Source organism: Pantoea sp. RIT-PI-b (genome assembly GCF_001187905.1).
Classification (GTDB): domain Bacteria; phylum Pseudomonadota; class Gammaproteobacteria; order Enterobacterales; family Enterobacteriaceae; genus Pantoea; species Pantoea nemavictus.
In genome coordinates this window covers 405,175-427,202 of the sequence record NZ_LGIS01000014.1, presented here as the reverse complement: position 1 = coordinate 427,202, position 22,028 = coordinate 405,175, and the positions used below count along the sequence as shown (strand labels likewise).

Below are 22,028 nucleotides of genomic sequence, written 5' to 3'. Positions count from 1 at the left end.
CGTTTGTACCTACTGAAGGTACGGGCCAAATCAACTGGCCGATTAATTTACTTCGCGACACGTGCCACTTCATTTGCAACCCGCTCGGTTGCATCGGGAATCGCCACCTGACGGGCTTTCTCTGCCATCGCCAATAATGTGGTGCGATCCCAGTGACGCAGCGTGTCCGCTACTACAGCCGCAGTAAATTGCGGCTGCTCGAAAATTTTGGCTGCGCCCGCTTTTTCCAGCGGCAACGCATTCCAGTACTGCTGACGATCTTTATGCTGGAACGGCACGAAGATCGCCGGTAAACCTGCGGCAGCGACTTCACTGACCGTCAATGCGCCGGAGCGACAAACAACCACATCCGCCCACGCATAGGCTTCTGCCATGTCATCGATAAATTCGGTGACTTTATGTTGCGGCTGGCCGGCTGCACGATAAGCCTGCTGCACGATTTCCAGTCCGCCTTTACCGGTTTGGTGCCAAACCGTAATCGCTTCGCCCAACTCAGCAGCCACTTGTGGCACAGTCTGATTGAGGATGCGAGCGCCCTGACTGCCACCCACTACCAGCACGCGAATCGGGCCAAAGCGTCCGCTCAGTCGCGCTGCCGGTAATGGCAGAGCTAACACATCGGTACGCACCGGATTTCCTACCACTTCAGCGTTAGGGAATGCGCCCGGAAATGCCTGCATCACTTTGGTGGCGATTTTTGCCAGCCACTTGTTGGTGAGTCCGGCAATGCCGTTCTGCTCATGCAGTACCACCGGAATCCCGCAGCTCCATGCCGCTAAACCACCGGGACCTGAAACATAACCGCCCATGCCCAGCACCACATCCGGCTGCCAGTTTTTCATGATGCGACGCGCCTGGCGCCACGCATTAAAGATGCGTACCGGTGCCAGTAACTGCGCTTTCACACCTTTACCGCGCAAACCGCTGATGCGGATAAAATCAATCTCAATGCCGTGTTTCGGCACCAAATCCGCTTCCATTCGGTCAGCGGTTCCCAGCCAGCGAACCTGCCAGCCTTGTTCCATCAGGTGATGGGCAACGGCCAGACCGGGGAACACGTGTCCACCAGTACCGCCTGCCATGACCATCAGCCGTTTGCCACTCATCGAGCACCTCGGGTAAACGCCTGGGCTTTTGCCAGACGCGTTTCATAATCTATGCGCAATAAAAACACGATGGCGGTCGACATGATGATCAGACTCGAACCACCGTAACTGATCAGCGGCAGTGTCAGACCTTTGGTCGGCAGCATACCCGCGGCCGCACCGACATTAACCAGCGCCTGGAAGCTAAACCACACGCCAATTGAGCAAGCGAGGAAGCCTGAGAAGCGCTGATCGATCTCCAGAGCACGGCGACCAATCGACATCGCGCGAAAAGCGACGAAGAATACCATCAACAGCGCCAAAACCACACCGACATAACCCAACTCTTCGCCGATGATGGAGAAGATAAAGTCAGTATGTGCTTCCGGCAGATATTCCAGTTTCTGCACCGAGTTGCCTAAGCCCTGGCCCCAGAACTCACCGCGTCCAAACGCCATCAATGACTGCGTGAGCTGATAGCCGCTACCAAAGGGATCTTCCCATGGATTCCAGAAGGAAGTAACGCGGCGCATACGGTAAGGTTCGGCGATGATCAGCAGCACCACAGCAAAAATGCCGGAGCCAATGATCGCCAGGAACTGCCACATTTTCGCACCGGCGAGAAACAGCATCGCCAGTGTGGTAACAAACAGCACCACCACGGTGCCGAGGTCCGGCTGGGCCAGCAGCAATACCGCCAGCACCACCATCACACCCATCGGCTTACAGAAGCCCCAGAAGTTGTTACGCACCTCTTCCACTTTGCGCACCAGATAGCTGGCGAGATAGCAGAACAGCGTTAATTTTGAGAGCTCAGCTGGCTGAATACGCAGCGGGCCAAGGGCAATCCAGCGCGACGCACCATTTACCGAGCTACCCACCACTAATACGATCAGCAGCATCACGACCGAAACCATTAGCATTACGTTGCTGTAGCGCTGCCAGAAATCCATCGGGATGCGCAATGTCACTAACGCCATACCAAACGCCAGTGCGATATAAAACGCATCACGCTTGGCAAAATAGAATGGATCTTCGTTCAAACGTTGACCCACCGGCATGGATGCCGAGGTCACCATCACGAAACCGATCAGCGCCAGCCCAAAGGTCAGCCATAGCAGCGTGCGATCGTACAGCACCACTGGCGCATCATCATTGTCGCGTGCGCCCATCACCCAATCGCGTAGGCGCAGTGACAGATAGTTGGCGATACCGGCTCCAGGAATGCGCATCAACTCAACTCCTTCGCCAGCTGCGCGAACTGATCGCCACGCTGCTCAAAATTGCGGAATTGATCGAGGCTGGCGCAGGCGGGAGACAGCAGCACCATATCGCCGGCTGTCACCTGTGCAGCAATTTGCGTCATCGCCTGCTGCATAGTGTCGGTGCGCGTGGCAATCTCCGGGCGCAGCGCCGCTAAGGCATCGCCATCGCGACCAAAGCAGAACAGCTTCACCTTGTCACCCTGCAGATAGCGCGCCAGCGGGCTGAAATCAGCCGACTTACCGTCGCCGCCGAGCAGCAGCCATAACGTTCCTTTTACCTGCAGCCCATTCAGCGCCGCTTCAGTGCTGCCGACGTTGGTGGCTTTTGAATCGTTAATCCAGCGCACGCCATTAGCTTCATGCACCAACTGAAAGCGGTGCGCCAGGCCGGTGAACGTGGTTAAGGCTTTCAGGCTGGAGGCGCGCGGAATGTTCACCGCGTCAGCCAATGCCAGTGCTGCCAGCGCGTTGGTGTAGTTATGTTGTCCCACCAACGTCATCTCATCGGTATTCAGGACTTTCTCGCCCTTCGCCCGCAGCCAGGTGCTGCCCTGCTGCTGATTGAGATGATAATCGCCAAGGTTGATACCGAAGCTCACGCAGCGCTGATCAACACCGCGCACCGGCATCGTCATGCCATCGTCAGCATTCACTACGCAGACGCTGGCATTTTCGTAAATGCGCAGCTTAGCCGCGCGATATTGCTGCATGCCCAACGGATAGCGATCCATATGATCCTCGGTAAGATTGAGGATCGTCGCAGCCGCGGCTTTTAAACTGTGGGTAGTTTCGAGCTGGAAGCTGGACAACTCCAGCACATAGAGCTGCGCTGGCGATTTCAGTAGCGTCAGCGCCGGCAAACCAATGTTGCCGCCAACGCCCACCTGCCAACCTGCTGCGCGGGCCATTTCGCCCACCAGCGTCGTCACGGTGCTTTTGCCGTTTGAACCAGTAATCGCCACAATCGGGGCCTGCGCTTCGCGACAAAACAACTCGATATCGCCAATGATCTCAATGCCAGCATCAGCAGCCTCGCTTAAGGCAGGATGTGCCAGTGCGATACCCGGGCTTGCAATAATCAGATCCGACGCCAGCAGCCAATCGCTATTGATACCGCCAACATAGCGCTCAACCGAGGCTGGCAGCTTGTCCAGTCCCGGCGGCGAGACACGGGTATCCATCACGCGTGGCGTAACGCCTTGCGCAAGGAAGAAATCAACACAGGACAGGCCAGTAATGCCTAATCCGATGATGACGACTTTTCTGCCCCGATAGTCAGCCATGATTAACGTACCTTCAGCGTTGCCAGGCCAATCAGCACCAGCATCAGCGAAATAATCCAGAAGCGCACGATGACGCGCGGCTCCGGCCAGCCTTTCAATTCATAGTGATGGTGAATCGGTGCCATGCGGAAAATGCGTTGTCCGCGCAGCTTGAACGATCCCACCTGAAGAATTACCGACAGGGTTTCTACGACAAACACGCCGCCCATAATCAACAGCAGGAACTCCTGGCGCAGCAGCACTGCAATAGTCCCAAGCGCGCCGCCCAGCGCTAATGAACCGACATCGCCCATGAACACTTGTGCTGGATAGGTGTTGAACCACAAAAATCCGAGCCCCGCTCCGACAATCGCGGTACAGACAATCACCAGTTCACCGGCGTGCCGTAAATAAGGAATGTGCAGATACTCAGCGAATTTGACGTTACCGGTTGCCCACGCCACCAGCGCAAAGCCCGCCGCCACGAACACGGTTGGCATAATTGCCAGCCCATCAAGGCCATCCGTTAAGTTAACGGCGTTACCGGTACCGACAATCACGAAGTAGGCCAACACCACGTAGAACAAGCCCAACTGCGGCATAACGTCCTTAAAGAACGGCACCACCAGTTGTGTCGCGGGTGTATCTTTGCCAGCGATAAACAACGCGAAGGCCACAGCGAGTGAAATCACTGACATCCAGAAGTATTTCCAGCGCGCGATAAGACCTTTAGTGTCTTTGCGCACCACTTTGCGATAGTCATCAACAAAGCCGATGATGCCAAAACCAACCAGCACCACCAGAACACACCAAACGTATGGATTGGAGGGATACGCCCACATCAGCACCGAAATGGTGATGGAGGTAAGGATCATCACGCCGCCCATCGTTGGCGTGCCACGTTTGCTGAAGTGTGACTCGGGGCCGTCGTTACGCACCACCTGACCAATCTGCAGTTTCTGCAGCCAGGCAATCAGACGTGGTCCCATCCACAGAGAAATGAACAGAGCGGTCAGCAGGCTGACAATGGCGCGGAACGTCAAATATGAGAAGACGTTAAAGCCGGAATAAAATGCGACCAGATGTTCGGCCAGCCAGACTAGCATGTTCCTTTCTCCTGTAAGCTCTGTACTACCTGCTCCATGGCGGCACTACGTGAACCTTTAACCAAAATAGTGATGTCCTGATGTTCGGACAGCAATGTGCGTAAACGTTCAGTCAGCGCGGTTTTACTGGCGAAATGCTCGCCTTTGCCGCTATTTTCACCAATCAGCTGGCTTAATGAGCCGGTGCTCAGCACGCGATCGATGCCTGCCGCTTTTGCCGCATCGCCAACCTGGCGATGACAGAGTTCAGCTTCATCGCCCAACTCCGCCATATCGCCTACCACCATCACGCGGAAGCCCGGCATATCGCCGAGTACCTGCGCAGCGGCGGTCATCGAACCCACGTTGGCGTTATAGCTGTCATCCAGTAGCAACTGATTGGCCGCGAGACGAATCGGGAACAGACGACCAGGAACGGGCTGTAAGGTTTTAAGGCCATTTTGAATCGCAGTCAGCGGTGCATCCACTGACAGCGCCAGCGCGGCAGCTGCTAACGCATTGGCGATGTTATGACGGCCCGGCAGCGGCAACTCAACCGCGATATCGCCACGCGGTGTATGCAGGGTAAAGAGCGTGGCATCAGCGCGCAGCACAATATCACTGGCGCGGAATTCGGCATCGGCCATCGGCTGCGGCGAGAAGCGCCACAACGTTTTATCCACAAACTGCGTTTGCCAGTTGGCCAGATCATTACTGTCGGCGTTAACGATAGCGGTGCCGTGCACCGGCAAGCCGTTAAAGATTTCGCCCTTGGCTTTCGCCACTCCTGCTAGCGAACCAAAACCTTCCAGATGAGCGGCGGCAAGGTTATTCACCAGCGCGGATTCCGGACGCACCAGCGCGGTGGTGTAGGCAATCTCGCCCTGATGGTTGGCACCCAGCTCAATCACTGCGTAGGCATGCTCTTTCGTTAGACGCAGTAGCGTCATCGGTACACCGAAATCGTTATTCAGGTTACCTGCGGTATAGAGCGTCTCGCCGCACTGACGCAAAATTGCGGCGGTCATCTCTTTGACCGAGGTTTTACCGGACGATCCCGTCAGGGCAACCACGCGCGCTTTCGCCTGTTGGCGCACCCATGCCGCGAGTTGTCCGAAGGCAATACGCGTATCGGCCACCACTACCTGCGGGATAGAAATCGGCAATAGCTTACTGACCAGCAGAGCCTGAGCGCCGCTTGCAATGGCATCGCTGGCGAAATCATGAGCATCAAAACGTTCGCCTACCAGCGCAACAAACAGGCTGCCGGCAGTAACTTTGCGCGTATCGGTTGTGACATCGGCAACGGTTAAATCAGCGCCGTGCAGCTTGCCGCCGCTGATATCAGCGAGGGTTTGCAGAGAAACGGGAATCATGCGACCACCCCCAGCAAACGGGCGACGGTGTCGCGATCCGAGTAATCCAGACGGCGGTTGCCAATGATTTGATAATCTTCGTGGCCTTTACCGGCCACCAGCACGATGTCATCCACACTGGCTTGCATGACGGCGTTGGTCACCGCCTGCGCACGTCCTGAAACGACGCGTGCACGACCCGGGTCGAGCAGGCCGGTGAGAATATCATTCACAATCGACATCGGCTCTTCGCTGCGCGGATTATCGTCGGTGATCACCACAATGTCGGAGAATTGCTCAGCAATCGCGCCCATCAATGGACGTTTGCCTTTATCACGATCGCCGCCGCAGCCAAACACGCACCACAGCTGGCCTTTACAGTGCAGACGCGCCGCTTCCAGCGCTTTTTCCAGCGCATCAGGCGTGTGGGCGTAATCAACCACGACTGTGGGTTTTTCTGGCGCGGTGAACACTTCCATACGACCACAAACCGGTAATAATTGCGGTGCGGTGGCAACCAGCGCAGTAAGCGGATAATCCAGCGTTAGCAAGGTAGCCAGCGCCAGTAGTAGGTTGCTAACGTTGAACGCGCCCATCAAACGGCTATCAAACTCGCCGTCGCCCCAGCTGGAGCTGAATTGAATATGTGCGCCGCCGTCGTGATAATTCACCGCCGTGGCTTTGAGCCAGCGGCCATGGCAGCCAGATTGCAGGTTGTCTTCCATGGTTACCGCTACAGCATCGGGCAATTTTGCCAGCCAGCGACGGCCAACCTCATCATCAGCGTTGATGATGGCTGCACCGATTTGATGCTCAGAGAACAGTAGCCATTTAGCGGATTCATAGCCCTGCATATCACCGTGATAATCGAGGTGATCGCGGCTCAGGTTGGTAAATACCGCCGCGGCAAACGGCAACGCTGCCACGCGGTGCTGCACCAGCCCATGTGAAGACACTTCCATCGCCGTCAGGGTTGCGCCCTGCTCGACCAAATCATTCAGAACATGCTGCACATCCACTGCAGAGCCGGTAGTGTTTTCAGTTGCCACCAGTTGACCGTAAAGGCCATTTCCTACCGTGCCCATCACGGCGCCGGCTTCACCCAACAGATTGGCCCACTGCGCCATCAACTGCGTGGTGGTGGTTTTACCGTTGGTGCCGGTAACACCAATTAACTTCAGTTTGCTCGCAGGCTGCTGATAAAAGCGTCCGGCCAGTGCAGAGAGACGCTGCTGCAACTGCGCCAGATAGATAACCGGGACGCCGTGCATCTCGCGGATATCACCATCGCTGGCCTCACCTTCGGCTTCGGCAATCACCGCTGCCACACCTTGTGCAATAGCCTGTGGAATAAAACGACGTCCATCAGCATGATGGCCCGCCACGGCGATAAACAGATCGCCAGCAGCCGCAGCGCGGCTGTCCAGTGTCATGTCACGGAGTGGACGCGCCGGCGCACCCGGCACCCATGGGGCCAGTAAGTCGCGCAGGTTACGATCTGTCACTTGATTCCTCACTTCTATTCTTCACCAACTCGTTCTTATCAACTGTTGGCAGCGCATCAGGTTCAATGTTCATGGTACGCAACACGCCGCCCATGATGGCGCCAAACACCGGTGCTGAAACCGCACCACCATAATATTTACCGGCCTGGGGATCGTTGATCACCACCACCAGCGCAAAACGAGGACGGCTGGCAGGTGCAACGCCAGCGGTGTAAGCAATGTATTTGTTGACGTAGCGTCCGTCCGGTCCAACTTTCTTGGCGGTACCGGTTTTAATAGCAATGCGATAGCCCTTGATGGCGGCTTTAACCCCACCACCGCCTGGCAACGCAACGCTCTCCATCATGTGCATCACCGTTTTCACCAGGTCTTCCTGGAAAACGCGTTCACCTGCCACTGGCGGGTCAACTTTGGTGATCGACAGCGGGCGATTGATGCCATAGCTGCCAATGGTTGCGTAGACTCGCGCTAACTGTAACGGCGTTACCATTAGCCCGTAGCCGAAAGAGAAGGTGGCCCTCTCTATGTCAGACCACCGTTGTTTTTGAGGGTATAAGCCACTGCTTTCCCCGACCAGCCCCAAATTGGTCGGTTTACCCAAGCCAAAGCGCGCATAAGTATCTACAAGCGCTGAGGAGGGCATCGCTAACGCCAAACGTGAAACCCCGACGTTACTCGACTTCTGTAAAACCCCGGTAAGGGTCAATTCGTTATAGCGCGCCACGTCTTTGATCTCATGACCATTAACGCGGTACGGCACGGTATTCAGGACGCTGTTTTCTTTCACCACACCACGCTGTAAAGCCGTCATCACCACCATGGGTTTCACGGTAGAACCTGGCTCGAAGATGTCAGTGATGGCGCGGTTACGCATCACGTCTTTCGGCGTGTTGCTAAGATTATTCGGGTTATAAGCGGGACTGTTCGCCATTGCCAGCACTTCACCGGTATTCACATCCACCAATACGGCAGTGCCCGATTCGGCTTTGTTGAAAGCCACGGCGTTATTCAGTTCCCGATAAACCAGCGCTTGCAGACGCTCATCAATGCTCAGCGTTAGGTTATGCGCCGCACGGCTATCAACCGAAGAGATATCTTCAATGACGCGACCGTTGCGGTCTTTACGCACGGTACGTTCACCCGGCGCGCCAGTCAGCCATTTATCGAAGCTCTTCTCGATGCCCTCAATGCCCTGTCCATCAATGTTGGTGAAGCCAATCAGGTGCGCAGTAACCTGGCCCGCCGGATAGTAGCGACGCGACTCTTCACGCAGATAGATGCCCGGCAGCTTAAGTTTTTTCACATACTCGCCGATTGCCGGATTGACCTGACGCGCCAGATAAATAAAGCGCCCTTTCGGGTTGGCATTAACGCGTGCTGCGAGTTGATCAAGCGGGATTGATAACGCATCAGACAATGCTCTCCAGCGGCTATCCAGCGATACGCCGCCGTGCTCAGTCAGTTCTTTCGGATCGGCCCAGATCGCATTCACCGGCACACTCACCGCCAGTGGACGACCCGCACGATCGCTGATCATACCGCGCGCCGTTGGCACCGACTGAACGCGCAGCGAGCGTAAATCGCCCTCTTTCACCAGCTTATCGGGGTTGATCACCTGTAACCACGCTACGCGCGACAGCAGTCCACCCAGCGCCAGTAAAATACACCCGCACAGTAACGCAAAGCGCCAGCTTACAAAGCTGGCCTTATCTTCTTGTTTTTTTAACTTCAGCGTTTTACCTGCGCCACTCATTGAGTTCTGCGATTCCTTATTTCTGCACCACAATATTTTCCTGTGAAGGATCAACATGCTGCATTTGCAGTTTATCGGTTGCTATCCGCTCTACGCGGCTGTGATCGCCAAGGGCGTTCTCTTCAAGAATGAGGTTGCGCCACTCGATATCGAGCGCATCACGCTCCAGCACCAGCTGTTCACGCTGCGCTGTCAGCAGGCGCGTCTTATGTGTGGTCGTCACGACCACGACGGAGGACACTAGCACCGCAATCAGCAGTAACAGTGGAATCTTGCCAAAACGCAGCAGGTCTCCACCGATAACGCCAGGCAGGCTGTGACGCTCGTTGCCAATCATGACGCTGTTCTCTCCGCGATACGCAAAACAGAACTGCGTGCACGTGGGTTTTCGTTCACTTCAGCTTCACCCGGAATCAGCTTGCCAAGCGTTTTGAGTTCACGACCGCCTAACGCTTTGAGCTGCGACTCGGTCATTGGGATGCCGGCTGGCACCTGTGGACCGCGGCTCTGATCGCGCATAAAACGCTTCACTAAGCGATCTTCCAGCGAATGGAAGCTGATGATCGACAATCTGCCGCCGGGAGCGAGAACAGACAGCGCACCTTTTAGTGCGGTATCGATCTCTTCCAGCTCGCTGTTGATCCAGATACGAATCGCCTGGAAGGTACGCGTTGCCGGATGCTTAAATTTGTCTTTCACCGGCATCGCAGCGGCGATAACGGTGGCCAACTCTTTGGTGCGTGTCATGGGCTGCTCGCGATTGCGTTCTACGATGGCACGCGCGATACGTTTACCGAAACGCTCTTCACCGTAGGTTTTAATCACGAAAGCGATATCCGCTTCTTCCGCACTCATTAGCCATTCAGCTGCTGATTGCCCACGCGTTGGATCCATACGCATATCCAGCGGTCCGTCACGCATAAAGGAGAAGCCGCGTTCGGCATCATCCAGCTGTGGTGACGAGACGCCCAGATCCAGCAATACGCCATCAATTTGGCCGGTCAGACCGCGCTCTTCGACATATTCCGCCAGCGCCGAAAACGGCCCGTGGACGATGGAGAAACGGGGATCGTTTATCTCAGCAGCTGCGGCTATCGCTTGCGGATCGCGATCAATCGCGATCAGTTGTCCTTTCTCGCCAAGCTGTGAAAGAATTAAGCGCGAATGACCGCCGCGACCAAAAGTGCCGTCAATGTAAATGCCGTCTTCCCTGATATTGAGGCCGTTAACCGCCTCATCCAGCAGCACTGTGGTGTGTTTGAAATTTTCCTGCATAGCTATAGCGACAAGTCCTGCAACCGCTCAGATAAAGGCTCCTGAGCCGACTGTTCTGTGTCAATATCGTCCTTAACTTGTTGATACCAGGTCTGTTCATCCCACAGCTCAAATTTATTGAACTGTCCAACCAGCATCACTTCTTTGGTCAGGCCCGCGTGTTGTCGCAGCGTATTCGCTAACAACAAACGGCCCGCATTATCCATCTGACACTCACTGGCATGCCCTAACAGCAGTCGCTGTACGCGACGCTCTGCAGGATTCATGCTGGATAAGCGAGACAGCTTTTTCTCAATGATTTCCCATTCGGGCAGGGTATAAAGCAGCAGGCATGGCTGGTGGAGGTCAATGGTGCATACCATTTGCCCCTGAGACTCTGCGACAAGCAATTCACGATAGCGTGTTGGTACTGCTAATCGCCCTTTACTGTCGAGATTGACTAACGTTGCTCCACGGAACATGCCAGCCTTACCCCTCAATCACCCGTTTTCACCACTTTATCCCACTTTTTACCACGAAACGAGTTTACGGAGCCGATGAAATCCTTGTCAAGCCGCAACGGCAAGTGAATATCACTATTTACAACGGGTGAAATTAATTGGAGACGGGAATAAAGCGACATTGAGCGGCAAAATTAAAATTAACCTGATGAATAGTGGAATAAAAATTTCCGCGAAATATAAATTGGCGAAAAATAAAGCGCTTTAGCGCTGAAATATATTTGCCCTGCGTTCTGCGACAGCGGCTGCATTTTAGGGGATTTCTGAAAGGAAGCCCAGCAGCTTCGCGCCGGCTCTGCTATGACTCGTTGATGAACATGTAAACAAATAAGAAAAGTTAACAGGTTTAAATTGTTAGCTGTGGTGGCGATAATTTACGCTTTTTTACCCCGGGAGGTTCTTGAGAAATATCTATTGGTTAAATTAAAAGGGGCAGCGAGCTGCCCACAATTTCATTTTGCGCGGCGACTTAATTGTCCACGGCGGAATAAATTTCGGCGGATGCGCGTTAAACCAGGCTTCGGTTTGCGTGGCTCATCCAGCGAGGCTAATACTAACTCCAGCACACGCTCGGCGACATCGCGGTGACGCTGACCCACTGCCAGTACCGGGCATTCCAGGAAATCGAGCAATTCATGATCACCAAAGGTAGCAATTGCCAGATCGGTTGGCAGGCGACCATCGCGCTTAAGCGTAATGTCCATCACGCCCTGTAATAGCCCAAATGAGGTGGTGAACAGCGCATCCGGCATAGGATGATCTTCGAGGTAGCTTTCAAACAACGTTGCCGCGGCGGCACGATCGAAGCTATTACAGTAAATGTAATCGATAGGGCGCTCGTCATCCTTCCACGCATCGCGGAAGCCCAGTTCGCGCAGGAAACTCACTGAAAGCTCAGGCAGTGCGCCAAGGAACAGCACATTTTTCACCGGCAGCTGACGCAATTCAGCCGCCAACGCTTGGGCATCATCCTGATCGGCTCCTACCACGCTGGTAAAGTGTTCACGATCCAGCGCGCGGTCCAGAGCGATAATCGGTAAGGGATCATTGATCCATCGCTGATAGAACGGGTGCTCTGGCGGTAATGAGGTAGAAACAATGATGGCATCGACCTGACGCTGCAGCAGATGCTCAATACAGCGCATTTCGTTATCGGGCTGATCTTCCGAGCAGGCAATCAGCAGCTGATAGCCGCGCTGTCGCGCCTGACGCTCCAGATAATTTGCAATGCGGGTGTAACTGGTGTTTTCCAAATCGGGGATTACCAGACCAATAGAGCGCGTCCGGCCGGCACGCAGCCCAGCCGCAACGGCATTGGGGTGATAATTGTGTTCACGCACCACCGCCATGACTTTTTCGACGGTTTTTTCGCTGACACGATACTGCCGCGCTTTGCCATTTATTACGTAGCTGGCCGTAGTGCGCGACACGCCTGCCAGGCGCGCAATTTCATCCAGTTTCACGATGACACCTTAATTCTGTTAAGCCAGCGCTGGCGAAAATATCCGCAGATTAGCTATGGATAAAACATTTGTAACATCTAACCGCAGAAAACTACGCTGAGCAACCGCTTTTCTCCAGCATCCTGGTTGAGCGCATAAAATAAAAAAACCCGGCATTTCGCCGGGTTAGCACTGAATGTGATCTTTTCTCTGCGTTATTAACGCATAACGCGATCGCCGCGTGACACACCAACGATTCCTGAACGCGCCACTTCAACAATTTCCGCTACATCACGTACAGTGTTGAGAAACGCATCAAGTTTATCGCTGGTGCCCGCCAGCTGAACCGTGTAAAGCGTCGGCGTCACATCGATAATCTGACCACGGAAAATTTCCGCGCTGCGCTTCACTTCTTCACGACCGTAACCGCTGGCCTGAATTTTCACCAGCATGATCTCGCGCTCTACATAGGCGCCCTGCCCCAGTTCGCTGACGCGTAACACGTCCACCAGCTTATGCAGTTGCTTCTCGATCTGCTCCAGCACTTTCGCGTCGCCAACCGTTTGGATGGTCATGCGGGATAACGTAGGATCATCGGTGGGCGCTACAGTCAGGCTTTCAATGTTGTAGCCACGTTGCGAGAACAGTCCCACGACACGGGACAATGCGCCGGATTCATTTTCCAGCAGAACCGATAAAATACGACGCATAATTAAGTCCTCTCCGTTTTGCTCAGCCACATCTCATCCATCGAACCACCCCGAATCTGCATCGGGTAAACGTGCTCGCTGCCGTCAATATTCACATCAACAAACACCAGACGCCCTTTCGCCAGCGTGTCCAGCGCCAGCTGAAGCTTCTCTTCCAGTTCGGCAGGATGTTGAATCGCGATGCCGACGTGGCCATAGGCTTCAGCCAGACGGACGAAGTCAGGCAGCGATTGCATATAAGACTGCGAGTGGCGGCCGGAGTAAATCATGTCCTGCCACTGCTTCACCATGCCGAGGAAGCCGTTGTTGAGGTTCAGCACCAGCACCGGCAAATCGTATTGCAGTGCGGTTGACAGCTCCTGAATGTTCATCTGGATGCTGCCATCACCGGTCACGCAGATAACCGTTTCATCCGGCAGCGCCATCTTCACACCCAACGCAGCGGGCAGGCCGAAGCCCATGGTGCCCAGGCCACCGGAGTTGATCCAACGACGTGGTTTGTCGAACTGGTAATAAAGCGCAGCGAACATCTGATGCTGACCCACGTCAGAGGTGACGTAAGCGTCACCTTTGGTCAAACGACAGATGGTTTCGATCACCGCCTGCGGCTTAATCTTGTCGCTGGTGCGATCAAATTCCAGGCACTTACGGCTACGCCAGCCATCAATGGTTTGCCACCAATCACGCAGGCTATCAAGCTCCTGCTTCGCATCGCTTTGCGCCAGCAGCTCAAGCATTTGAGTCAGCGTCTGTTTTGCATCACCGACAATCGGAATATCCGCGCTCACGGTTTTGGAGATCGAGGTCGGATCGACGTCGATATGCATGATGGTGGCATTCGGGCAGTACTTCGCCAGATTGTTGGTGGTGCGATCATCGAAACGTACGCCAATACCGAAAATCAAGTCGGCATTGTGCATAGTCATGTTGGCTTCGTAAGTGCCGTGCATACCCAGCATCCCGACACTCTGACTATGCGTGCCAGGGAACACGCCCAGGCCCATTAACGACATAGTTACCGGGATATTCAGTTTTTCCGCCAGCTGCAGCAGTTCAGCTTCACAGCCAGACATGATCGCGCCACCACCCGCGTAAATCACCGGCTTATGGGCCGCTAATAACGTTTGCAATGCGCGCTTAATCTGTCCTTTATGGCCCTGGATAGTCGGATTGTAGGAGCGCATGCTCACCGTTTCCGGCCATACGTATGGCAACTTATTGGCAGGATTGAGGATATCTTTTGGTAGATCGATTACCACCGGTCCCGGACGACCGCTCGCTGCCAGCCAGAAGGCCTTTTTCAATACGGTTGGAATTTCTTCGGTATTTTTCACCAGGAAGCTGTGCTTCACCACCGGACGGGAGATGCCGACCATGTCGCACTCCTGGAACGCATCGTAGCCGATCAGTGAAGAGGGCACCTGGCCCGACAGAATCACCATCGGGATGGAGTCCATATAGGCCGTTGCGATACCGGTGATCGCGTTAGTGGCGCCCGGACCGGACGTCACCAGCACCACCCCAACCTCGCCCGTCGCACGCGCAAGGCCATCGGCCATATGCACCGCGCCTTGTTCATGACGCACCAATACATGGTCAATACCACCGACCGTTTGCAGCGCATCGTAAATATCGAGCACCGCTCCGCCCGGATAGCCGAATACCTGCTTAACGCCCTGATCGATTAACGAACGGACGACCATTTCGGCTCCTGACAACATCTCCATTTTCTGCCTCCAGGCTTGAGGGACTGAATCCACTGACGTTCGCGTTTCCCGCACGCCACTGATATCCGGCCCCCGCTTGCCAATTAAGATCAAAACCTTATGTTTATGCTCAGAAGACGGCGTTCATTTCCGCCTTCCAGGTACAGGGAATCTACTTGAGTTAATTCTTTTAAGAGTAGGTCGATTACCATAACCGCAGACTACGCAGCCTGCAAACGCCAGCATGCCACCTCAGGCTCTATCCGGCAATTAAGGCACTAACGCGTGATTATCGCCTGGGAGGATTAAACTAATGCTTTGTCATAACCACAGAGGATAATGCTGGCTAAGCAATTATTTGCAGCGTGTTATAAGAAATATGATTTTCATATTGCCTGACCACTCAGTCCACAATCTTTTGGGCTAATTACTTTCTGGCTTGATTATCTTTAAAATGGCTTAATCACATCATATTCCTCTATACAACAAGCCAAATCTTGTTTTGGATTCAGATCGCATTAACTAACTAAATCAATATATTTCAACGCATTAAAATAAAATCTATTCTCTAAAATATTTTTTAAGCGCAGGGTTTTGCTTATCCTGCAGCTAATTTATGTCATTGCTCTGCGCAGCTGAAAAATCACAGCAGATCGCCCTCCTGGCTTGACTGAAATACCCTTGCACTTAGGGTTGACTTGCTACGTCAATTCCAGTACCAATATGTGCAGCACACAATTTACGAGGTTTGACTCATGTTTCATTCTTTCCGCCTACTCGGTCTACTACTAAACGCATCCAGTTTGCGCGGTAGACTCGTGGGCGGAATCAATAACTGATTCGAACCTGCAGAAGTTTAAGAAACCCGCGCCAATGCGCGGGTTTTTTTATGCTCGTAGCACCGGCAAAGTTAATGCATAAGGAAGATTACGATGAGCCAGCAAGTTATTATTTTCGATACCACTCTGCGTGACGGCGAACAGGCTTTACAGGCCAGCCTGAGTGTTAAAGAAAAACTGCAGATCGCTCTGGCATTGGAACGTATGGGCGTGGATGTGATGGAAGTGGGCTTCCCGGTTTCCTCTCCAGGCGATTTTGAATCCGTACAAACCATTGCTCGTACCATTAAAAATAGCCGCGTCTGCGGACTGGCACGCTGCGTTGAGAAGGACATTGACGCCGCATACGAATCATTGCGTGTCGCTGAAGCGTTCCGTATTCACACCTTCATCGCCACTTCGCCGATGCACATCGCCACCAAGCTGCGCAGCACGCTGCCGGAAGTGATTGAACGTGCAGTACACATGATTAAACGCGCCCGCAACTATACCGATGACGTTGAATTCTCCTGTGAAGACGGCGGCCGCACACCAATCGACGATCTGTGTCGCATGGTTGAAGCGGCTATCAATGCTGGTGCCACCACGATTAATATCCCCGATACCGTCGGCTACACCTTGCCAGGCGAATACGCCAACATCATCGGCCAATTGGTCGCACGCGTGCCAAACATTGATAAAGCCATTTTGTCTGTTCATACCCACGATGATTTGGGCATGGCGACCGGCAACGCCATCGCCGCGGTATTGGCCGGTGCGCGTCAGGTTGAAGGTACGCTGAATGGTCTGGGCGAGCGCGCGGGTAACTGTGCGTTGGAAGAAGTGATCATGGCGATTAAAACCCGCCAGCAGATTATGAACGTGCACACCAATATCAATCATCAGGAAATCTACCGTACCAGCCAAACGGTAAGCCAAATCTGCAACATGCCGATTCCGGCCAACAAAGCGGTAGTTGGTTCTAACGCCTTCGCCCACTCATCCGGTATTCACCAGGATGGCGTGCTGAAGAATCGTGAAAACTACGAAATCCTGACGCCAGAATCTATCGGCCTGCACAAAATCCAGCTGAATCTGACCTCACGCTCGGGCCGCGCCGCCGTCAAACATCGCATGGAAGAGATGGGTTACAAAGAGTCCGATTACAATCTGGACACCTTGTACGATGCCTTCCTCAAACTGGCTGATAAGAAAGGTCAGGTCTTCGATTACGACCTGGAAGCGTTGGCCTTCATCAACAAACAGAATGAAGAGCCGGAATACTTCCAGCTGAACGAATTCAACGTGCAGACAGGTTCCAGCGTCACCGCCACCGCGTCTGTGCAGTTGGGCTGTGGCGAAGAGACCAAAGCCGATGCCGCTACCGGTAATGGCCCGGTAGATGCCGTTTACCAGGCTATCAACCGCATTACCGGCTTTGAAGCTGAACTGATGAACTACAAGTTGACCGCGAAAGGCCACGGCGAGAACGCGCTGGGTCAGGTAGATATCGTCGTCAACTACAACGGCCGTAAATTCCACGGCGTTGGCCTGGCGACCGATATCGTCGAATCATCCGCTAAAGCGATGGTAAATGCGTTGAACAATATTTGGCGTGCTAAGCAGGTGGAAAAAGAACTGCAGCGTAAATTTAAAGATCAGAAGGAAACGGTGTAACTATGTCTAAGTCTTCTCATATCGCGGTATTGCCAGGCGACGGAATTGGTCCGGAAGTGATGGCGCAGGCCATGAAGGTTCTCGACGCAATTCGTACGCGTTTCGACATGCGTATCACCACCAGCGAATATGATGTTGGCGGTATCGCCATCGATCGTCATGGTGAACCGTTGCCACCGGCCACCGTTGCCGGCGCAGAACAAGCAGATGCGATTCTGTTTGGCTCGGTAGGTGGCCCGAAATGGGAACATCTGCCGCCTGCTCAGCAGCCAGAGCGCGGTGCGCTACTGCCGCTGCGTAAGCACTTCAAGCTGTTCAGTAACCTGCGCCCCGCCGCGCTGTATAAAGGTTTAGAAGCTTTTTGCCCGCTGCGCAGCGATATCGCCGAGCGTGGTTTCGATATCCTGTGCGTGCGTGAACTGACTGGCGGCATCTACTTCGGTCAGCCGAAAGGTCGCGAAGGCAGCGGCCCGCATGAGCGCGCCTTTGACACCGAGGTTTATCACCGCTTTGAAATCGAGCGCATTGCCCGCATCGCCTTTGAATCTGCCCGCAAACGTCGCAACATCGTCACCTCAATCGATAAAGCCAACGTCTTGCAGACGTCGGTCATGTGGCGCGAAATTGTCAATGAAGTGGCAAAAGATTACCCGGATGTGCAGCTGAGCCACATGTACATCGATAACGCCACCATGCAGCTGATTAAAGATCCATCACAGTTTGATGTGCTGCTGTGTTCTAACCTGTTTGGCGACATCCTGTCTGATGAATGCGCGATGATTACCGGTTCCATGGGCTTGTTGCCTTCCGCCAGCCTGAACGAAGAAGGTTTCGGCCTGTTTGAGCCCGCAGGCGGTTCTGCACCGGATATCGCCGGTCAGAATATTGCCAACCCGATTGCCCAGATTCTGTCGTTGTCACTGCTGCTGCGTTATAGCCTGAATGCGGATGACGCTGCCGCAAGCATTGAACGCGCCGTGAGCCGCGCGTTGGAAGCGGGTTATCGCACCCGTGATTTAGCCGGTGACGGCAAAGCCGTGAGCACAGATGAAATGGGCAGCATCATTGCCGGTTTTATCGCCGAGGAAAAATAATAAAATGAAAAGCTTATACCAGAAGTTATTTGATGCACATGTCGTCCACGAAGCGCCAAAAGAAACCCCGTTACTGTATATCGATCGCCATTTGATCCATGAAGTGACGTCACCGCAGGCCTTTGATGGCCTGCGTGCGCACGGCCGCAAAGTGCGTCAACCGTCAAAAACCTTCGCCACCATGGACCATAACGTTTCGACCCAGACCAAAGACATCAATGCGTCTGGCGAGATGGCACGTATTCAGATGCAAGAGCTGATCAAGAACTGTGCTGAGTTCGGCATTCAGCTGTATGACCTGAATCACCCGTTCCAGGGCATCGTGCACGTGATTGGGCCGGAACAAGGCATGACGCTGCCGGGCATGACTATTGTCTGCGGCGACTCCCACACCGCCACCCACGGCGCGTTCGGTTCGCTGGCGTTCGGTATCGGTACCTCTGAAGTTGAGCATGTGTTTGCCACGCAAACCCTGAAACAGGGTCGTGCGAAAACCATGAAGATTGAAGTGCTGGGCGAAGCGGCGCCGGGCATTACCGCTAAAGACATCGTGTTAGCGATCATTGGTAAAACCGGCAGCGCTGGCGGTACCGGTCACGTTGTTGAATTCTGTGGCCCAGCGATTGAAGCGCTGAGCATGGAAGGCCGCATGACGCTGTGTAATATGGCGATTGAGATGGGTGCCAAAGCGGGCCTGGTCGCACCGGATGACACCACCTTCAACTACCTGAAAGACAAACAGTTCGCACCGAAGGGCGAGCAGTGGGAACAGGCGGTTGCTTACTGGCGCACGCTTAAGTCTGACCGCGATGCGAAGTTTGACAGCATTGTCACCCTGCACGCGGAAGATATTGCCCCGCAAGTTACCTGGGGCACCAACCCTGGCCAGGTGATGGCGGTGGATCAAGCGATCCCGAATCCACAATCGTTTGCCGATCCGGTTGAGCGCGCCTCGGCCGAGAAAGCGCTGGCTTACATGGATCTGCAGCCGGGCATTAAACTGACTGACGTGGCGATCGATAAAGTGTTTATCGGCTCCTGCACCAACTCACGCATTGAAGATCTGCGCGCCGCTGCCGCCATTGCTAAAGGTCGCAAAGTGGCGCCAGGCGTAGTAGCGATGGTGGTGCCAGGTTCGGGTCCAGTGAAAGCGCAGGCCGAAGCCGAAGGTCTGGATAAAATCTTCCTCGAAGCCGGTTTTGAATGGCGCTTGCCGGGCTGCTCCATGTGCCTGGCAATGAACAATGACCGCCTGAATCCAGGCGAGCGTTGTGCATCCACCAGCAACCGTAACTTTGAAGGTCGTCAGGGCCGTGGTGGACGTACTCACCTGGTCAGCCCGGCGATGGCCGCGGCGGCTGCCGTAACCGGTCGCTTTGCCGACATTCGTGAATTGACTCAGGGAGCTTAAGCCATGGCAAACAAATTTACTCAACACACCGGCATTGTGGCGCCACTGGATGCGGCTAACGTCGATACCGATGCCATTATTCCGAAGCAGTTTTTGCAGAAAGTGACGCGCACCGGCTTTGGCGCGCATCTGTTCCACGATTGGCGTTTTGAAGATGATGCCGGCACCGTCCCCACCGCCAGCTTCGTGCTGAACAAGCCCGAGTTCAAAGGCACCAGCATTTTGCTGGCGCGTGAAAACTTCGGCTGCGGATCTTCACGTGAGCATGCGCCCTGGGCGCTGACCGACTTCGGTTTCCATGTGGTGATCGCACCAAGCTTCGCGGACATCTTCTACGGCAACAGTTTCAACAACCAGCTGCTGCCGGTGAAGCTGAGTGATGAAGAAGTGGATGAGATGTTCAAACTGGTCGCCGCGCAGCCGGGCGTTAGCTTCACGGTGGATCTGGAAGCGCAGACGGTAACGGCGGGTGAGAAAACCTACAGCTTTGAAATCGACAGCTTCCGCCGTCACTGCATGATCAACGGCCTCGACAGTATTGGCCTGACGCTGCAACATGAAGCGTCGATCTCCAGCTACGAAACCAATCAGCCCGCGTTCTTACGCTAAGGCAATAAGGGCGACATTCTGTCGCCCTTCTCTTTTCTATCGATGCGGTACATCCCGCACGCGTGACGCCAATCCCAGCGCCAGCACCGCTAACCCCAACGCCAGCCAATAAACAGACTCATGACCAAAGCGCTCGCTCATGGTGCCCTGAATAATACCCGCGATAATCATGCCGGTGGATATCGACGTCGTGAACAAGGTGGTTGCCGCGCCTGCCCGTCCTGGCATCAAATCCTGGAACCACAGCATGCCAATTCCGGCGATGATGCCGATAAATGCCGCATTGAACAGCTGCAGCACCATCAGCGCAGTACGTGACTGGAACATCACCAGTCCGAGATAAAACACAATTCCCGCCACCAGTGCCAGCAGCATCAGTTTGCGTTTGCCCAACCGCCGCGCGTAATGCCCGGCCAGCAGCATAATCGGAATCTCCAGCCCGGCGGCGGTGCCCATTAATAATCCCGCCAGCTTCTCCGGCAGGCCGAGCGTTGAGCTGATATACAGCGGCATATCGATGATATACATGGTGTTGCACGCCCACATGGTGACGGAGGCGATAAACAGCAGCCGCACCTGGCTATCTTTCCACGGGCTAAGCTGCGTCAGCACCTCTTCAGGCGACGCCACCACGCGCGGTACCGAAGGCAAGGTGCGCCAGATCAGCAGCATGCTCAGCAGGAAAATCCCCGCCGCGACGCAAAACAACGTGGTGAAGCCATAATTGAGCGCCAGCGCAAACGACAGCGGCGGCCCAATCACCCATGCCAGCGACAGCTGCGCACGCATTACCGAGCTGAACATCACCACCTCACGCGCCGATTGATCGGCATATTCACGCGCGAGGGCGAACACCTGCGGAATCGACACGCTGGCCAGCGCAGACAAAAACACCCCCAGCGTCACCAGCGTTAAATAGTGACGGTTGAAAGCAAACAGCAGCGCATTGAGTGTCGCCATCAGGCAGCAGAAGAGAATCAGATTGCGGCGATCGCCTCGATTATCGGATCGCTTCGCCATTAACAGGCTGATGACAATGCCGGCTATCGCATTGATGGTAAAGAACAAGCCCACCCAAAACGGGCTAACCTGCACTTCACGCGTCAAAAATAGACTCAGCGTTGGCGCCTGCAGCGCCCCGGCCACGCCCGTCATAAACGACACCACCATAAAAGAGAGATAGACCGGATTGATGCGACGTTGACGCGTTAACAGCGATTTCATGCAGAAATCCCTTTGCGGATAAAAAATGGCTAGAGAAATGAGGGTAGAAGATTCTACAGCAAAACGAAAAAAGCCAGCAGATAAAGCGCTGCTGGCGGTGAAAATGCACCCTACTCAGAAAGAGGTTCCACGTTGGCAGAACCGCTGGCAGAGCGCCATTCATTACTGAATGCCTCCCGCTCTTCCATTGCCGGGCAGTATGCCTCTAATATGAGGCAGGAAAAACTGAGCGATTCTGAGAAGGAGTTCCCC

General features: G+C 54.4%; 20 protein-coding genes. 6 read left to right on the top strand and 14 right to left on the bottom strand.

Translation table 11 applies throughout. The features are described from left to right. Positions 1-47 precede the first annotated feature (47 nt). The 13 genes from murG to ilvI form a co-directional block, all read right to left on the bottom strand. Positions 48-1,106 (bottom strand): undecaprenyldiphospho-muramoylpentapeptide beta-N-acetylglucosaminyltransferase, encoded by a 1,059-nt coding sequence (murG, locus tag AC790_RS08325; RefSeq protein ID WP_049851448.1) that lies wholly within the window; start codon positions 1,104-1,106, stop codon positions 48-50. Next, complete coding sequence (gene ftsW, locus AC790_RS08320) at positions 1,103-2,317, bottom strand: cell division protein FtsW (RefSeq protein ID WP_007888617.1); 1,215 nt, start codon at positions 2,315-2,317, stop codon at positions 1,103-1,105. The genes murG and ftsW overlap by 4 nt, the downstream gene beginning before the upstream one ends. Continuing rightward, positions 2,317-3,633, bottom strand: coding sequence for a UDP-N-acetylmuramoyl-L-alanine--D-glutamate ligase (murD, locus tag AC790_RS08315; RefSeq protein ID WP_049851447.1), 1,317 nt, complete (start codon positions 3,631-3,633; stop codon positions 2,317-2,319). The genes ftsW and murD overlap by 1 nt, the downstream gene beginning before the upstream one ends. Positions 3,634-3,635: 2 nt before the next feature. Next, complete coding sequence (mraY, locus tag AC790_RS08310) at positions 3,636-4,718, bottom strand: phospho-N-acetylmuramoyl-pentapeptide-transferase (RefSeq protein WP_007888613.1); 1,083 nt, start codon at positions 4,716-4,718, stop codon at positions 3,636-3,638. After that, positions 4,712-6,073 (bottom strand): UDP-N-acetylmuramoyl-tripeptide--D-alanyl-D-alanine ligase, encoded by a 1,362-nt coding sequence (murF, locus tag AC790_RS08305; protein WP_049851446.1) that lies wholly within the window; start codon positions 6,071-6,073, stop codon positions 4,712-4,714. The genes mraY and murF overlap by 7 nt, the downstream gene beginning before the upstream one ends. Continuing rightward, positions 6,070-7,557: a UDP-N-acetylmuramoyl-L-alanyl-D-glutamate--2,6-diaminopimelate ligase gene (gene murE, locus AC790_RS08300; protein WP_007888606.1), complete on the bottom strand. Its 1,488-nt coding sequence runs from the start codon at positions 7,555-7,557 to the stop codon at positions 6,070-6,072. Before murE ends, murF begins: the two co-directional genes overlap by 4 nt. After that, complete coding sequence (locus AC790_RS08295; protein ID WP_049851445.1) at positions 7,544-9,310, bottom strand: peptidoglycan glycosyltransferase FtsI; 1,767 nt, start codon at positions 9,308-9,310, stop codon at positions 7,544-7,546. Before AC790_RS08295 ends, murE begins: the two co-directional genes overlap by 14 nt. A gap of 16 nt (positions 9,311-9,326) precedes the next feature. Further along, the gene (ftsL, locus tag AC790_RS08290) at positions 9,327-9,647 is read right to left on the bottom strand and encodes a cell division protein FtsL (protein WP_007885016.1); all 321 of its coding nucleotides are present in this window, start codon (positions 9,645-9,647) and stop codon (positions 9,327-9,329) included. Further along, positions 9,644-10,585, bottom strand: a complete 942-nt coding sequence (gene rsmH, locus AC790_RS08285; RefSeq protein ID WP_049851444.1) for a 16S rRNA (cytosine(1402)-N(4))-methyltransferase RsmH — start codon at positions 10,583-10,585, stop codon at positions 9,644-9,646. The genes ftsL and rsmH overlap by 4 nt, the downstream gene beginning before the upstream one ends. Positions 10,586-10,587: 2 nt before the next feature. After that, positions 10,588-11,046: a division/cell wall cluster transcriptional repressor MraZ gene (gene mraZ, locus AC790_RS08280; protein ID WP_007885013.1), complete on the bottom strand. Its 459-nt coding sequence runs from the start codon at positions 11,044-11,046 to the stop codon at positions 10,588-10,590. A 491-nt stretch (positions 11,047-11,537) separates the two neighbouring features. Beyond that, positions 11,538-12,548: a catabolite repressor/activator gene (cra, locus tag AC790_RS08275; protein WP_007885012.1), complete on the bottom strand. Its 1,011-nt coding sequence runs from the start codon at positions 12,546-12,548 to the stop codon at positions 11,538-11,540. 197 nt (positions 12,549-12,745) lie between these two features. Beyond that, complete coding sequence (ilvN, locus tag AC790_RS08270) at positions 12,746-13,237, bottom strand: acetolactate synthase small subunit (RefSeq protein ID WP_007885011.1); 492 nt, start codon at positions 13,235-13,237, stop codon at positions 12,746-12,748. A gap of 2 nt (positions 13,238-13,239) precedes the next feature. Beyond that, entirely contained in the window at positions 13,240-14,964 is a 1,725-nt protein-coding gene (gene ilvI / locus AC790_RS08265) for an acetolactate synthase 3 large subunit (protein WP_049851443.1), read from the bottom strand. A gap of 734 nt (positions 14,965-15,698) precedes the next feature. On the opposite strand from ilvI, the gene leuL reads away from it, so the two are divergent. The 5 genes from leuL (at position 15,699) to leuD (ending at position 20,552) form a co-directional block, all read left to right on the top strand. Beyond that, positions 15,699-15,782: a leu operon leader peptide gene (gene leuL, locus AC790_RS25305; RefSeq protein WP_099686952.1), complete on the top strand. Its 84-nt coding sequence runs from the start codon at positions 15,699-15,701 to the stop codon at positions 15,780-15,782. A 93-nt stretch (positions 15,783-15,875) separates the two neighbouring features. Continuing rightward, on the top strand, positions 15,876-17,438 hold the full coding sequence (gene leuA / locus AC790_RS08260; protein ID WP_007885009.1) for a 2-isopropylmalate synthase: 1,563 nt from the start codon (positions 15,876-15,878) through the stop codon (positions 17,436-17,438). A 2-nt stretch (positions 17,439-17,440) separates the two neighbouring features. Further along, positions 17,441-18,532 (top strand): 3-isopropylmalate dehydrogenase, encoded by a 1,092-nt coding sequence (leuB, locus tag AC790_RS08255; protein WP_007885003.1) that lies wholly within the window; start codon positions 17,441-17,443, stop codon positions 18,530-18,532. Between the two features lie 4 nt (positions 18,533-18,536). Next, complete coding sequence (leuC, locus tag AC790_RS08250) at positions 18,537-19,943, top strand: 3-isopropylmalate dehydratase large subunit (protein ID WP_049851442.1); 1,407 nt, start codon at positions 18,537-18,539, stop codon at positions 19,941-19,943. Positions 19,944-19,946: 3 nt separating this feature from the next. Continuing rightward, the gene (gene leuD, locus AC790_RS08245; protein WP_049851441.1) at positions 19,947-20,552 is read left to right on the top strand and encodes a 3-isopropylmalate dehydratase small subunit; all 606 of its coding nucleotides are present in this window, start codon (positions 19,947-19,949) and stop codon (positions 20,550-20,552) included. A gap of 36 nt (positions 20,553-20,588) precedes the next feature. On the opposite strand, the gene AC790_RS08240 is transcribed toward leuD, so the two are convergent. Beyond that, entirely contained in the window at positions 20,589-21,776 is a 1,188-nt protein-coding gene (locus tag AC790_RS08240; protein ID WP_007884993.1) for an MFS transporter, read from the bottom strand. 25 nt (positions 21,777-21,801) lie between these two features. Here AC790_RS08240 and AC790_RS24870 point away from each other — a divergent pair, with 25 nt between their 5' ends. Next, on the top strand, positions 21,802-21,945 hold the full coding sequence (locus AC790_RS24870) for a hypothetical protein (protein ID WP_161804873.1): 144 nt from the start codon (positions 21,802-21,804) through the stop codon (positions 21,943-21,945). The last annotated feature ends 83 nt before the right edge of the window (positions 21,946-22,028 follow it).